This window comes from Caballeronia zhejiangensis (assembly GCF_000698575.1).
GTDB classification, from domain to species: domain Bacteria; phylum Pseudomonadota; class Gammaproteobacteria; order Burkholderiales; family Burkholderiaceae; genus Caballeronia; species Caballeronia zhejiangensis.
The window spans coordinates 1-13,522 of the sequence record NZ_JFHD01000036.1; the positions used below are offsets into that span (position 1 = coordinate 1).

A 13,522-nucleotide genomic window follows, 5' to 3' on the forward strand; every position below is an offset into this window, starting at 1 on the left:
GGATTGTGCGAGGTCCGTGCCGCTCGTGTCGAAAGAAATCCCGAGAATCGCGCTCGTCAGAAGCCACGGCGATGCAAACGTAATGCACAGGAAAGCGAAACCCAAGGGATTAATCGAACGGATGGTGCGCAGCCAGCGCGTCTCGCGCCGCCACAACGAAGAGAAATCGTCTTCGATGACATCGGTCGTGACGACGACATCGGACAGCACCGTGCGCAAGTCGATGACGCGAGCGCGCTCGGCGAGCCAGAAATCGTCGGCGAGGCAGTCGCGCAAAGCTTCGAGGCCGCCTATCTTCTGAAGCGTCTCGCGTGTCAGCGCGAGCGTCGCGCCGAAGCCGAAGCGCCCGTAACCGAGCGCGTTCGCGACATACACGGACGGCGCGAACCATTCGTCGATGAACAGGCCACCGAGTCTGGCCCAGATGCCGCCGACGCAGCGCGCCCGGTAAAGGCAGGTGACGACGCCCACGCCCGGATCGGCCAGCGGCGCGGTCACGCGCATCAGGTAGTCCGGTTCCACGGCGATATCGCTGTCCGCGATCACGATCACATCATGCTTCGCGTGTCGCGACAGATTGATGAGATTCGCGACCTTGCGGTTGCTGCCATGCGCCGTTGCGTCGATGACGAGTTCGATATCGCGCTCGGGATACGCCCGCGCGAGCCGCCGCACGACACTCGCCGCGGCATCCGACGCGTGCGCGACGCCAAAAAGAAGTTGATATGAGGGATGCGTTTGCGCGCAGAACGTCTGGAGGTTCGCGTAGAGACGCGGTTCTGCGCCGCATAGCGGCTTCAGGATGCTGACCGGCGCGACGGGGTTGGCGCTCGTGCAATCGTCGCTTCGCAACGGCACTGCGGTGCGCCTGCCGCCGTGCAGAAGCGTAGCGAACGCGGCATGACACGTCGCCGCGCAACACAGCCCAATGATCAGCCACATCCATACGGGAATAAGATGCACTGTCATGCGTGTCTCGGCCACACTGAGTGAAGTACGGATCGTCGCATGGCGGCTGTGACCATTGAATGACCGGTAGGCGTGGTTGATCTCGGCACCGCCTGAGCGGCTTCACTGGGATGCCTCTCGTCTGAGCGAAATCGGCGGATCGCCCGGATATAGTGCGTGGTTTAACCTTATGCGATGCTTAAGTAAGAGCGGCTGCGTGTGACCGATAACAAGCAATACTCAGTCAGCGGTCCGCTTGCCTGAGCGCGGCACGTGCACTGGTAAGTCTGGTCGACGAGAATCGCACAGTGGTTCAAGTGATCCACTGGCCTCAAGACGTGGCAAACGTCGCGCGATGTTTCGTTCTGCGCACATGCCATCGGCGGCAGCGACGTGTTGATCGTGCCCGATGCCCGCGCCGACGCGCGCTTCGACGACAACCCGCTCGTGGTCGGGCCGCCGTTCATCCGGTATTATGCGGGCTACCCGCTAAGCCTGCCCAATGGCGCGAAGCTCGGCACGCTGTGTCTCATCGATCAGCAGCCGCGCATTCGGAGAGGAAGACCGCCGGCTCTTGCGCGACCTCGGCCGCATGGCCGAACAGGAAATGGCCGAACTGCAACTCGCGACCATCGACGAACTCACGCTGCTTTCGAACCGGCGCTTCACAAAGAAGCTTTCGATCCTCATTGGCCTACACATCTAACGCCGCACGATTCGTCCAATGACCGGTCCACTAAAAGTAAGCTTTGAGTTGGCACAGATGCACCGCCCCGGACCGAGTGACGACTTCACATCGCTTGGCCTTTCTGCGTAATGATCGGCGGCAATCCCAGCCGCATCTGCGCCCGTCGATACGCCGCGATAAACCTCGAGTCACCATTCCTCACGCGCGCCAGCCAGTATCCCAACTCTTGCTGACATTCATCGCTGTCAATATCGATAAAGCACAGAGATCGCGCCGGCATCTGCGTAGCCGCCCAATGAAACGCGAAGATCGTCTCCTGATCAGCCAACGCGAGCCGGAGACCTCGCCTGTCGCCCTGCGTCAACCACTGCGATATTGCGGAGGACAGCGTTGCCTCAGTTTCGTCTGGTGCGTATGAGAACGCGTGCCTGCCGCCTTCGCGTGCGCTGCGCAAATCACTTGTGGCGACAGCCACCACAAATTTCGTCGCCCGGGCATCTGGCGATAGGCTAAGCGGGGCCGATACCGCAACGCCTAACCAAGCAAAGAGCCCAACGAGCGCGACGGCATGTCTCTTCATCGACGGTCGAATCAATGTTTTCAACGTCATTTAGGAAGTCACGATAAAAGTAAGATTGTCCGGCCGCGGCATGTCGGCGGTGGCGACTTGAAGACGACGCCCACACTCGATGTCGGTAGCCTGGCCCTGAAGTCGTCCCGCAAAAGGGCATGATGATACCGTCCGCAACCGTCGGTTGTGGACGTAAGCGCGACGAGAATCGCACTCACGCTTGAGCCATATCGATGGCTTTCTGACAGAGTCCAATCCGGGGCTATTCTAGGTTGTTTGCGTCGTAGCCCATTGCAACGGAATTTTTTCGCGAGTGCTTTTGACGCTGCACCTAATACGCATTTCCCGAATCCCGTCCCCCCAAGTTGGCCAAGAAGCTGCTCAAGACACCGTGAGGACTGTTGGCTCTCAAGTGGCCTGGTCAACAAGTAAGGCCTTTCGCACTGTGGATCGAATGACGGATCGCCGGGTGGAACCGACGCCTGGCTCACTCGACGATGTCTCATGCGAATGGCGCTTCCTGGCGCAACTGAGGCAAGCGTCCTCCGTTCCCCCTTCGCGCTTCCTCGCCATGCACCGTTCTCATGCACCGCACCGTACGCCAGGCGCATTTGCGGCCGCCGTGCAGATCGGCTCGGCGCGCGTGCGAGAATGGCTGTGCTTCGATTCCTTCGAAAGCGATGCCCCCGGCTCAGCATGACCTGGTGCACGCGCGAACGGCACGACCCGCGGCTCGTCGACCTCTGCCGCGAACACACTGCTGCGCCCGAAGGCTCAGCGCCCGGCACTGCGCGGCATCTCGCCGAGTTGGCGAAACACGCTCAGCCAGTCTTCGAGATGCCACGTCTTCGCGATGCGGCCGTCGCGCACCTGATGAAACAAAATGGATCGCGAAGCGCACCGACTTGCTGGTCGCGGCGATGCCCATCAGCGGGCCAGACTGCGTGCCGCTCACTTCGACGCGCACGCCCACGCGGTCGAGCTTTGGATATGGTGCGTCGACAGCCGTGTGGAAGCGAGATGAAAGCCCGTAAGCCGAAAGGACAGTCGATATGCTCGAACGTGTGAGTCCGCCCTTACACGAAGCATCGTTGTCGACCAATCATGCAACTAGAAGCATCGTCCGTCGTTGTCACTTAAGTGCGTTCGCGGGAGTCCGTCGCCGCTGTGGTCGCTGGCGAGAGGCGCAGCATTCGCGCCAGCAACCTACACGCGGCACCACGGCCGTCCTGATTCGCGCAATCGGACTCCGTGGAATGCGGCGAGTACGGCGAAATCGATCACTGCCCGAAGAAGATATCCTTCTGTGTCGCGCCCACGGCTGCCGGACCGCCGGCCTGTTGCGCACCAGAGAATGAACCACCGTGGCCGCTATTGGCCTCGCTTCTGCCGGGTTGTGCGGACAATCGAGCTTCGGCGCTCTGAATGTCGCTTGGGTAATTCGGATCGTCAGATGTAGGCCTGTATCCGGCGCCCGCCAGTTCCGCCAGTTCGGACCGAACCTGTGCTCGCGTGAGCGGTGCACTTGTCTGGCCTTAGGCTGCCGCCGCGATCAGTGCCGTCGAAAGCAGCGTTGCAACTGCAAAGAGCGTCTTCATCATTTTCCCATTTGATGCGCGACGCATGGCGCGTGTTATGCCTGTTGATCACACGACGCATACCGATTTATTGCCCGCGGTAGATGTCGCAACTGAGGCCCGGCGTGCAATGCCCGTTCGGGCCTGCGGGCGACATGTTTCGCGACGTATTGCCAGTCATGCTGGCGGAATCCATACCGCCATAGGATGTGTCGCCCGGCGCGGCCTGGCCGCCTTGGGCTCTTTGCTGCATCGTCGTGCCGTCCGTCGGCGCCATGTCCTGAGCACCGGCGGGACCGACCGCGAGCATGCTCGCGGCCGTGATTGCTAGAAGAAAGGTTACTTTCATTTCCATCACCTCTTGGAGTAAATCACGGGGCGCAAGCGTGCGACGCGCTTGCGACAGACTATTGAAGACGCCTCGGTCAGCGACGCGGTAACGCGCGCCTGCGGGTCTCGTTGGAAAGTGCAGGATGCGTGGGAAGATTGCGCGCTGAAGCGCGCTTGCTCGGTATACCTCGCGGGTGCTCGGAAAATTCCCGGCTGAGGCTTTTTTTAAAGCGCATCGAGGATGAAGACGAATTGGGACCGACGAATTGGAATGCAAAGCCCTACGCGCCTATCTTCTCGACCTATGCAAAAGGTGATCACCAAACGGGCCCGCCTTCCTTGCTGCCCGCTGAACTTCACGCGCACCTGCGCGTTCATCGGGGCCAAGCCGTCGTTATGCAGCGTCAGGGCGGCGGCACGCTGCGCAGCGGACAAATCGAGCGAGCCGATTTTCAAATGCCCGTAATTCGGATCGCTGACGCCGACGAAACTGTCGCTGGTGGTGCTCGATGTGCCAGGCGCACGAAAAGGAGCCGCCGCGGTAGCGCGGTACGTTGCACGCGGTACGGGCGTGCCCTCCGCGGACGCCAGATCGCTATAGAGCGGCGTCGCTTTTTGTCCTTGCATATCGATCGAGAACGCTGGCGTATGCCATTGCCAGCCGGCCGAGACCTGCACGCCCGACCCGCCCGAGCTAAACCGTGTCGTTGCACCATTACCGGTGCCCGTCCCCGTCGCGCCCGTGCCGAGCGGCACGAAGCCGCCGGGATAAAAACCACCGGGAGCGTTACTGGTGGACAGCTGGTTGTCACCGCCATGACCGGCGCTACCTGCGATGGCCAGATTGAACGCCCCGGCGCGACCGAGCTCGATCAGGCCGCCGACGCCAGCGTTAGTCCACCGCAGGACCTCACCGGTGACGGTCCCATTTTGACCATCGAACGTGTCCAAATAAGACGGGCCCGGCGTGCTACCGGGATGGAACACGGATGTCTTTGGCGCGCACCGCATCGACGCGCTGAATGCGCATGTCGTGATCACGCCCGCGATTTGCGAGCGCTAGAATCAGCGCAGGCTCCTGTACGCACAAAATGCGCGTTGGGCTCGATGACGGCATGGTGATCTGCCCACGGGCGTCGATGATCCGTCACTTGATACGCAAAAGATCGTCGGTCCCGTTCATGTATCGCGTGATGGGTGTTTCTTGCATCTCGCCAATCGCGCCGCGCGCCGACCGTGAAGCTCGGAAGCCGTGAGGTCCTCGTCGGCAAACATCAAGGTGTTCGCGATCGTTCAGTCCGGCGAACCGGCTTTGATCAGTGAGGCGGCCCGGTATCATGACGATTATGATGTCCGTACCGCGCGTACATCGCCTTCGCTTCGGCGCTTAGTGTGTTACGCGCCACGGGCTTAGGCGTGACTAGTACTGCTTCTCTGTCCCATTTGTCAGGAAACGTGGTCGTCTCCAGCCACGCCGACATACGCGAATTAAAAGCATCGACGTCCACGGACTGCGATTGTCCGTCGATCACGCCTTGGACGTAGGCATACTCGAGCCCGCGTCGCATGAAGACACTGCGGCGCCTATCCCTTGCCAGGAAGTGGCGCTCGCGCAGCATGCGAGTGACGACACACCCGGCCAGCGCAGCGAGGAAAAAGAGTAGGAATAGGAAATCGGCCATGGCGAACCCTCTAGCACGGAACGCCTGGGAGCTTATGCTTGCCGCATTAGCCGAAAATGAGGATACGTCGCCGCCTTGATTCATGCATATTAGTGCGCGGTCGCCGCCGCGTTGATCGAGGTGGGCGCTGGCTCGCGATATTTGTGTCGTTACCCCACCAATGTCGTCAGATATGATCTACTCATGTCGCTCGGCTCCCGAATGCGTGGGTCCGATGCCGTGTTTTCAAACTGACGCTTCGACCACGTTGCAGCCAAACAATCTCACAGTGCACCCTTCCCATGTCGCACGTAAATTGTTGATTTATCGAGTCTTTTCCCTTCAAGCCTCGCTGTTCGAATATTCAGTAAGTGAAAATTATGGCTACACGAGGAGGGCAAGCCGCTTTTTCTGCAGCGCAGAATTGCCCAGCGGACCACCACTGCCAAGAAACAAAACGGCTGCTATCGACGCTCACGGCCCTGCTCCCAAGTGACTCGCCTCGGTAAAGGACAGAATAAAGTTCCTGATTCAAGAAGCCCCTACCGCCACATCGAACGCGTCGCCGACTCGCAAGTCGAGCACTTCGCAGGCCGTATCGAAGGTCCGCGCTGCGAGCAGGAAGATTGGCACAAGGAAAGCGGTGGCATCGAAGAAGGCTGCGGGCGCCAAGAAGGCCGCTACGAAGGGCTCCGAAAATATCACCACGGCTGCAAAGACGTCTGCTCGCAAAACGAAATCACGCAAAGCCGCCGCTACCACTGCGGCGACCGTGCCGATGCCTGAAACAGCGACGGTCGAATTGGTTTGACATTGATTGCAAGACGCGGCGCGCGTCATCGCGCCTCCTGCCGCATTGCCATCGGACCGGCAACTTAATCAGTGCTTCACCCTCGGCGCGCGGGCCGCCGGCGTCGTAGCGCTTACGGCTCAGAAGCCCTAAAGAGTCGCGGGCATCGACGAGAATGCGATGTTGAGTCGCGGTATCGGGAGCCGATGCAGCCAGCAAATCGAGAAGTTGCGCATGGTCTGGTTTGCGGCCAATCACTCCCCATACGACCCGCTCGTGAGCCGCCGCAATGTACTCGAGCCATTCTGGTCGCGTCTGCATAGCGCGGCGGTCCAACCTCTGTATTCAGGTATGCGGCGGACACCTTCACCCAAGTGCGCCCTTGGTCGCGCATCGCACGAATGACGTTGTAGGCATCGCGCCGTTACGCCGCTTGCGGCAACCGCGCCATGCGGTCAAAGACTACTCGGCACGGTGAGCTCACGGACTTCAGCCGATTTTCGTCAGTCGGCCTCCATGGTGCAGTATGCAGGCGCCTTCAAGTAGAAGCAACCGCGTCGACCTCGCTCATGCTCGTCGAAGGCACCGGAGGCGTCGAGTCTGCAACTTTCTCTGTCGATGCACGACCAGCCTTCTTGGCGACAACCTTCTTCGCCGGAGTTTTCTTGCTCCCAGCCTGCGGTCCCTTCTTCGATGCGGACGTCGACCTCTTTGCAGTAGCGCTCTTGCCTGCAGATTTCTTCGCGGACGTCGCCGACGCCTTCTTGGCAGAGCCCTTCTTTGCCGATGCTTTTGTGGTCGTTTTCTTCGCGGCCGCTTTCTTTGCCGTCACGGCCTTCGGCGTGCTTTCCTTGCCTTCAGCCGCCGTGAACGCTGCGCCGTCAATCAGGAACGTGACTATATTTTCGCACCAACAAGCCAGCTCGGCGCCTTGCCACGACCGCTCCACTCTGCGCCGCTTTTTGGGTCACGATATTTCGCGGGTTGAGGTCCGCGAACGTAATTGCCTGCAGGTTTAACTGAACCTTTGTCGGAAGTAAGCGCTGTTGGCGCATTGCCGTCAATCAAGAACTTCCTTCTGTCCTTGGCACCAGCGAGCCATCCCCGCGCCTTGCCACGACCGCTCCATGTCGCCCCGGACTTTAGGTTACGGTACAACGCCGGCTGTGGACCACGGATGTAATTGCCGACAGCTTTGGGCGATGCTTTGCCGACAGTAGAGACGTCCGCGGCGCTGCCATCAACAAGAAACTTGTCGCGATTCTTGGCGCTAGCAATCCAGTTGGGGGCGCGGCCATGCCCGCTCCAAGTCGCTCCAGACTTCGGGTCACGATACTTCGCATTCGACGCTGTCTTGTCTGAAGCTGACTTCATCGCCATCTTGCTGCCACGCTTCTTGCCACCAAACGCAGAGCCAAGGTCATCCATCGTTATCCCATGCTCTGCCATCAGAGCATGAATGTCGGCAACGACTTTCGCCGATTGTTTCTTGACGATAGCCTCAGCTTGCGACTGCAATTTGGCAATCTTCGCCTGAAGGCTCTGAAGGGTGGCCATGACTTTCCCGTTCACGGTTGCAAACAGTGCACTATGCCATATGCGCAGTACGAATTGCGCGCGTTAGCACCTAGAGCGATGCTCTAATGATGGATAAAGTCGATTCGCGGGCGTTCATTGCAACGGTATCGACCAGTGGAAACCAATGAAGCAGTTGCCTCAATACCATCGATTTATCGCATTGCATCATGCGAAAATAGCGAGCAACTTCATGAAATTTTTTTTGGCGCCATACGCGTCTCGAATGATATCGAGTTCCTTCGCAAACTCAATCTGCTCGCCGAGTTCTCTTCTCAGACTCTGTATCTCGCGCACGATGCTGAACGCCTCATCGTAGCGAGCCTTTCTCGTGCCCTGCTCCGCTGGTATTGGCAGCAAGCGGTGATAGAGCGCGATTGTGAGCACGCCGCTTCGTAGCGGTGAGCAGCGACGTCATCGAGCCATCGCTTAAACTAGGAACGCAAGCGAACTCGTCCGTGGGCGCAGTGGCATTGCGGCACGCAGCCCAGCCAACTCTCGTGTAAGCAAAGGATTGCAACTATGGTTGGGCACGGTCGCTCAGGTCTTGACGCTGCATGAACATCTCTAACAGGTTGCGCAGCTTGTCTAGCCTTTTCTTCTGAGCGGGCAGCAGACCAGGCGTCGACTGGGCTTCGTCGATTCGTTGCTTCCAATAGTCGTGAGCAAAGAGGTCGTTGTTACGCTGGAGGCGTAGCACGGTCTCAAGGTGTTTGATTTCGCCGTCAATGTGAAGAACATGGGCCAGCTTGTCTCGGCTTGCTTCGCGCGCTCTTTTTGTCATCGCAGACACCTCTGTCCTTACTCTAGACTTCAGCCGATGCAACGAACGCGTTAGCAGCTTTAATGGCGTTGTCGATAGCATGGTCCATACCACGAGATACATTCTCCTGCGATGTCAAACCTTCACATACCTTGTCAACGGCCTGAAATAGCACAAGAGTGAGAATCGTTTACTCAGCGATCCGGCAGCAGTATCCCTAACTAAGGGTCCGTAAGCGTGCGTCGAGCGTCGATTGAGAATGACGAGGTAGAGTTCAAAGAGATGTGCTAGCGGCTCGTGAGCCCAGTACGCCCCTAAATGTTGAAAGGTCGCCCAGTTGTTTTTGCGACCAACGAGTCGCCTTCGAAGACGAGCGAAACGCTGCATCGACTGATACCGTCGACGCCGTGGCCGAGTAAGCTCTTGTTGTCGGCCGCGCTTCGACGGCGCGGGACATACTGTGCGCGCTCCAGCCCGGGCTTTCGAAGCTCCTAAGAAGTCGCTACCCCGAGCAATCGACCAACGCCGAACGTGAAAGCAGCAGCGGCTAGACCAACGAGAATCTGTCGCACCGCCGAAAAGCCTGCACTGCGACCATTGAATAGCGACGTAAAAACGCCAATAGCCGCGAGTGCCACCACGCTGAATCCAACGCACTGCACGATGGCAGGCATCCCCGACGACCATAGGAACGGCATGGCAGGGAAGATTGCGCCAATCGCGAATAAGCAAAAGGACACGCCAGCTGCGGACCACGGATTGCCGCCAAGCTCGGCTGGGTCTAGGCCCAACTCTTCACGAACGAGAGCGTCTAAGGCCTTGTCCTTGTCCTGCATGAGTTGTGATGCGACTCGCTTCGCTTCGTCAGCGCTCAATCCCTTTGCCTTGTAGATAAGCGTGAGTTCATGCTCTTCGGATTCGGGGCTGTGCTCAAGCTCGTTCGCTTCCTTCGAGACTTGGGCCTGCGCTAACTCGCGCGCGTTGGTCACCGATAGCCATTCACCGAGCGCCATCGAGCAAGCGCCGGCAATGAGTCCGGCGAGCGCCGTCAGCAGAATAGCTTTGTTGCCGGTCCCAGCGCCTGCCACGCCCATAGCTAGACAGAAGTTCGAGACTAAGCCGTCATTAGCACCGAGCACGGCGGCACGCAGGTCGTTACCTGACGCGACACCGCGGTGCCACGACTCTGCCTGAGCAATGTCTGCGCCCTGAGCAGCGGCGGGCTTTCCAGCGTTCGCCATAGCCTGAACAACATTTGCATGCTGGTGCTCGTCCTCCGACATGCGCGCAGTATCCGGATTGCCCGCATACTTGTTCCGGTCTGCAAACTCGGCGGCCGCGAGAGACGGAAGGACGAAGCGCGGCCCGAGCAGATGGACGAGACCCTTCATCAGATACGTCTTGGCGCTTACCCCAGATGGCGCCCTTCTGCCGTTCGCTTTTAGTTTATCCGCCCAGACCCCGGCGTGTAGGCGCTCGGATGCCGCGAGTTCACTGAACACCTGCTTGCGGGATTCATCTCGCTCAACCTGTGCGAGCGTCTCGTAAATTGCTGCACTGTGAAGTTCGTCGGCGAGGTTAGCTCGATATTTTCGAAGCTCTTGTGTTGAAGCCATTCAATCATCCTCTGCAGCAATTCGATGACATGACGCTGCCGGGCGAACCGTAAAAAATGAGTTGCCCATAGCGCCGATGCGAATATAAATAATTCTGAATCCGCGTATTGGAGCGTTTATCCGGCATGCGTGAAAACGTCCGGCCATTTGACTGGTCGCCCGAATTAAAAACCCTATTGCCTAATGACCACGCTGCTGCCCAACGTATTGAGACGGAGAATTTCTGGCACATAATTCAAAGCATACGTCGGAGCACCGAGTCACGAAATACAAAGCGATGGAACAAGGCAGCCGCGATATGCAAAGCAATCACCGCGAGCAACACCCATGCGAGCACGCTGTGGACGTCGCCCAGCGCCATTCCTGCCGACGACCCCTTCGGTGCTAGGGCAGGATAGGGAAGTACGCCTAGGAGATTCACCATCCAGCCTCTCGCCGACGCATTAGCCCATCCAGCAAGCGGTACAGCCACCAGCAAGGCGTAGAGAAGCCAATGAGTTACGTTCGATGCGAACCTTAACTGCGGCGAGAGTTCAGCCGGTTTGGGCGCGTGCGTAATCCGCCAGATGATTCGAACCACCATTACTGCGACAATCACTGCTCCCACCCTCAAGTGCCACGCAATCTCGCCTGTTGGCAAAGTATCGTGATGCACATCCGGCATCGTCCAACCGATGATGAACTGGGCAAGGGTGAGGCCCGCAATAAGCCAATGAAGTGTACGAGCGACGGGACTGTACACGTAACTCTGCAAATGATTCTCAACCACGCTGGTCGCTCCTCAGAAAGGCGTAGGTTGCGATATTAACGCGTCGAACCTGAACACAAACTTAGGATAGCGGCCCCATCGCGCGAATAACCGCCTAGACTACCAACAGGATTCTGGTCGAACATTCGGTGGACACCACATGCGCATGTTTCTGGTTGAAGATGATGACCTCATTGGCAGCGGCCTTGAAGCAGGTCTGCGCAACGCGTCCTTCGCAGTGGATTGAGCGAAGGACGGACAACCCGCCAAGCTCGCGCGGTCGACCACGCGCTACGACATGGTTGTGCTGGACCTGGGGCTTCCGGGTCTTTCGGGAAGAAGTCTGCTTGAACATTGGCGCGCACAAGGAAACCCCGTTCCCATTCTCGTGCTGACGGCGAAAGACACCACGGAAGACCGAATAGCGGGATTGGATGCCGGTGCCGACGACTATGTTGGAAAGCTGCGGGTCAAGCGTTATAGAGCGCACAAGCAACGAGTATAGTCTCGAAACCCGCACCTTGATCCGCGGCCATCGCGAGCGTCTGCTGTTTCATTGTCTTTTGGCTTACTCGTTGCTTGTGCGCTCTATAACGCTTAACCCGCACAAGCGGTGGACTTAATCAGCGTTGCCTTAGAGCCGTATTAGCGAAGCGCCGTGTTGCGCCTTTGCATACTTCGAGCACGATAATAGGCGGGCGATCAGAACGCAGCCTTTCCCACCGACGCGCCACCGTCAACGAATAGCGTTTGTCCGGTGATAAAGCCCGCATCCTCGGACAGAAGAAATGCTACAGCCGCGGCCAATTCCTCAGGCTTGCCGAATCGCTTCATCGGCACGAGCGACAGAAAGCGCTGCTCCGCTTCGCTGCCAACCGGCGTGTTCTGCCGAAATAGTCCGGTTTCGGTGGGTCCGGGCGCGACGGAATTGACAGTGATCCCCGTCTGCGCAAGCTCAAGCGCCCACGTCCGCGTAAAGCTCATCATCGCGGCTTTAGCCGCAGCGTAAGCCGTGCGGTTGGCCACGCCAAGCACGACAAGGCTGGATAAATTGACGATTCGCCCCCACCCTCGATTCCGCATGCCGGGCAGCAGGGCGTGTACGGTCTGCACTGCGGAAGTGAGGTTATGACGGAAGGACGCTTCGAGGTCGTCGAGATCGATCGCTTCAACACCTGCCGGCCGGACGAACCCTGCGTTATTCACGACGCCATCGAAGGCATAGTGCTCGGCCAGCCCTTCGAGCGCACGCGCGGTCGCATTTCGGTCCGTCAGATCGACGGAAACGAGTGTCCCAGGGAAACTTGGGTCGTCTGCGCCGCGTGCAAGACCGACGACGTGGTGTCCGTCGGCGGCGAGCCGGTTCGACAACGCACGCCCGATACCCTTGCTGGCGCCCGTCACCAAGAATGTACGTTTGAACATCGGAAAAAATCCTGAAAGGCCTGAGAGAGTTGGCTCGTTGGTCCGAAAGGACGTTAGCTCCAACGGGAATTCAAGATGATGCTGCACAAGTTCACCCGCTCGAAGCCGGGGTCCTTGTACGCCAGAAAGTCGTCGTTGAACGTGCCGAACGTAGTGCTCGGGCGATGCTGCATGCCGTCGTAGAAGGCGTCGATCATCTTGGCGGCAAAATCGGCGCCGCGCGGAAAGCCTGCGATCACCGCGGTGCGTTCCTCCTCGGTGAAGTCATCAAAGCCCCGTCCTGCCACGTCCATCCCGGCGCCGGCTTGCACCAGCGCGATCTCGCCGTGCATGTGCTCAGGGATGCCCGGCGTCGTATGGAGCGCTACAGCGGTCCACACTTTGGCTACGTCCGCCTCGTCGACATGATGGCTGCGTAGAAAATCGCGCGCAGCGTTGGCGCCGTCGACCTCAAAACGCAGTTCGCTTTCGCGATAGGCCGGCGTCAAACCGATGTCGTGGAACATGGCGGCCACGTAGAGGAGCTCCTGGTCGAAGGTGATGCGCTTCCTTTTGCCCAACAGCGCGCCCCAGAGGTAGACCCGGGTCGAGTGGTTAAACAGCAGTTCGCTTTCGGTGTCGCGGATAAGCTGAGTCACCTCCCGCACTAGCTGACTGTCAGGAATGACGATGTCGGGCATTTGATTCGCTGGCGCTGCTTTATGTTGCTTCATCGATGTCCTCGGGCTGTGAAGAACCTGCGGTTCCTGCTGCACGCTTGACTTCCGGACCGCCCTACGCCGGCCATTCCGCACCAGAAGGGTCTAGAGGGCGCTACACCGAACAAATTA

General features: G+C 58.9%; 14 protein-coding genes and 3 pseudogenes. 2 read left to right on the forward strand and 15 right to left on the reverse strand.

What is annotated here, in order from left to right; all coding sequences use genetic code 11:
• Window positions 1-969: bacteriohopanetetrol glucosamine biosynthesis glycosyltransferase HpnI (gene hpnI / locus BG60_RS29270; RefSeq protein WP_034473680.1), on the reverse strand; the 969-nt coding region annotated here is incomplete at its 3' end.
• Window positions 970-1,223: 254 nt separating this feature from the next.
• Between hpnI and BG60_RS39710 the strand changes: the two are divergent.
• Window positions 1,224-1,612 (forward strand): annotated as a pseudogene (locus BG60_RS39710) (GAF domain-containing protein); the annotation flags it as partial.
• 127 nt (window positions 1,613-1,739) lie between these two features.
• Here BG60_RS39710 and BG60_RS29280 read toward each other — a convergent pair.
• The 12 genes and pseudogenes from BG60_RS29280 to BG60_RS29335 form a co-directional block, all read right to left on the reverse strand.
• Window positions 1,740-2,246 carry a hypothetical protein gene (locus BG60_RS29280; protein WP_152563239.1) on the reverse strand — a complete coding sequence of 169 codons (507 nt, stop codon included), beginning with the start codon at window positions 2,244-2,246 and terminating at the stop codon, window positions 1,740-1,742.
• Window positions 2,247-3,487: 1,241 nt separating this feature from the next.
• A pseudogene (locus BG60_RS37245) lies at window positions 3,488-3,724 on the reverse strand (DUF4148 domain-containing protein); the annotation flags it as partial.
• Between the two features lie 148 nt (window positions 3,725-3,872).
• The gene (locus BG60_RS29290; protein WP_152563240.1) at window positions 3,873-4,133 is read right to left on the reverse strand and encodes a hypothetical protein; all 261 of its coding nucleotides are present in this window, start codon (window positions 4,131-4,133) and stop codon (window positions 3,873-3,875) included.
• Between the two features lie 206 nt (window positions 4,134-4,339).
• Window positions 4,340-5,065 (reverse strand): hypothetical protein, encoded by a 726-nt coding sequence (locus BG60_RS39255; protein ID WP_008345113.1) that lies wholly within the window; start codon window positions 5,063-5,065, stop codon window positions 4,340-4,342.
• A 365-nt stretch (window positions 5,066-5,430) separates the two neighbouring features.
• Window positions 5,431-5,796, reverse strand: coding sequence for a hypothetical protein (locus BG60_RS29300; RefSeq protein WP_008345115.1), 366 nt, complete (start codon window positions 5,794-5,796; stop codon window positions 5,431-5,433).
• Between the two features lie 510 nt (window positions 5,797-6,306).
• Window positions 6,307-6,615 (reverse strand): hypothetical protein, encoded by a 309-nt coding sequence (locus BG60_RS29305; protein WP_008345117.1) that lies wholly within the window; start codon window positions 6,613-6,615, stop codon window positions 6,307-6,309.
• Between the two features lie 488 nt (window positions 6,616-7,103).
• Window positions 7,104-7,514, reverse strand: a complete 411-nt coding sequence (locus BG60_RS38825) for a hypothetical protein (RefSeq protein WP_160172914.1) — start codon at window positions 7,512-7,514, stop codon at window positions 7,104-7,106.
• A complete protein-coding gene (locus BG60_RS37250) occupies window positions 7,463-8,122 on the reverse strand; it encodes an H-NS family nucleoid-associated regulatory protein (RefSeq protein WP_008345119.1) in 660 nt (219 codons plus the stop codon). The genes BG60_RS38825 and BG60_RS37250 overlap by 52 nt, the downstream gene beginning before the upstream one ends.
• A 186-nt stretch (window positions 8,123-8,308) precedes the next feature.
• A complete protein-coding gene (locus tag BG60_RS29320) occupies window positions 8,309-8,527 on the reverse strand; it encodes a hypothetical protein (protein ID WP_008345121.1) in 219 nt (72 codons plus the stop codon).
• Window positions 8,528-8,660: 133 nt separating this feature from the next.
• Window positions 8,661-8,924, reverse strand: a complete 264-nt coding sequence (locus BG60_RS29325; RefSeq protein ID WP_051996696.1) for a hypothetical protein — start codon at window positions 8,922-8,924, stop codon at window positions 8,661-8,663.
• 470 nt (window positions 8,925-9,394) lie between these two features.
• The gene (locus BG60_RS29330) at window positions 9,395-10,519 is read right to left on the reverse strand and encodes a VIT1/CCC1 transporter family protein (protein WP_008345124.1); all 1,125 of its coding nucleotides are present in this window, start codon (window positions 10,517-10,519) and stop codon (window positions 9,395-9,397) included.
• Window positions 10,520-10,754: 235 nt separating this feature from the next.
• Window positions 10,755-11,288 (reverse strand): cytochrome b, encoded by a 534-nt coding sequence (locus BG60_RS29335; RefSeq protein WP_008345125.1) that lies wholly within the window; start codon window positions 11,286-11,288, stop codon window positions 10,755-10,757.
• A gap of 139 nt (window positions 11,289-11,427) precedes the next feature.
• Between BG60_RS29335 and BG60_RS37925 the strand changes: the two are divergent.
• Window positions 11,428-11,730: pseudogene (locus BG60_RS37925) on the forward strand (response regulator); the annotation flags it as partial.
• Between the two features lie 239 nt (window positions 11,731-11,969).
• On the opposite strand, the gene BG60_RS29345 reads toward BG60_RS37925, so the two are convergent.
• Both BG60_RS29345 and BG60_RS29350 read right to left on the reverse strand, forming a co-directional pair.
• Window positions 11,970-12,692: an SDR family oxidoreductase gene (locus BG60_RS29345; RefSeq protein WP_008345128.1), complete on the reverse strand. Its 723-nt coding sequence runs from the start codon at window positions 12,690-12,692 to the stop codon at window positions 11,970-11,972.
• A 53-nt stretch (window positions 12,693-12,745) separates the two neighbouring features.
• The gene (locus tag BG60_RS29350; protein ID WP_008345130.1) at window positions 12,746-13,405 is read right to left on the reverse strand and encodes an HD domain-containing protein; all 660 of its coding nucleotides are present in this window, start codon (window positions 13,403-13,405) and stop codon (window positions 12,746-12,748) included.
• Between the last annotated feature and the right edge of the window lie 117 nt (window positions 13,406-13,522).

Coding starts and splice junctions, on each gene's coding strand:
- BG60_RS29280 (WP_152563239.1), bottom strand. CDS start 2,246: ATGACGTTGAAAACATTGATTCGACCGTCGATGAAGAGACATGCCGTC.
- BG60_RS29290 (WP_152563240.1), bottom strand. CDS start 4,133: ATGAAAGTAACCTTTCTTCTAGCAATCACGGCCGCGAGCATGCTCGCG.
- BG60_RS29300 (WP_008345115.1), bottom strand. CDS start 5,796: ATGGCCGATTTCCTATTCCTACTCTTTTTCCTCGCTGCGCTGGCCGGG.
- BG60_RS29305 (WP_008345117.1), bottom strand. CDS start 6,615: ATGACGCGCGCCGCGTCTTGCAATCAATGTCAAACCAATTCGACCGTC.
- BG60_RS37250 (WP_008345119.1), bottom strand. CDS start 8,122: ATGGCCACCCTTCAGAGCCTTCAGGCGAAGATTGCCAAATTGCAGTCG.
- BG60_RS29325 (WP_051996696.1), bottom strand. CDS start 8,924: ATGACAAAAAGAGCGCGCGAAGCAAGCCGAGACAAGCTGGCCCATGTT.
- BG60_RS29330 (WP_008345124.1), bottom strand. CDS start 10,519: ATGGCTTCAACACAAGAGCTTCGAAAATATCGAGCTAACCTCGCCGAC.
- BG60_RS29345 (WP_008345128.1), bottom strand. CDS start 12,692: ATGTTCAAACGTACATTCTTGGTGACGGGCGCCAGCAAGGGTATCGGG.
- BG60_RS29350 (WP_008345130.1), bottom strand. CDS start 13,405: ATGAAGCAACATAAAGCAGCGCCAGCGAATCAAATGCCCGACATCGTC.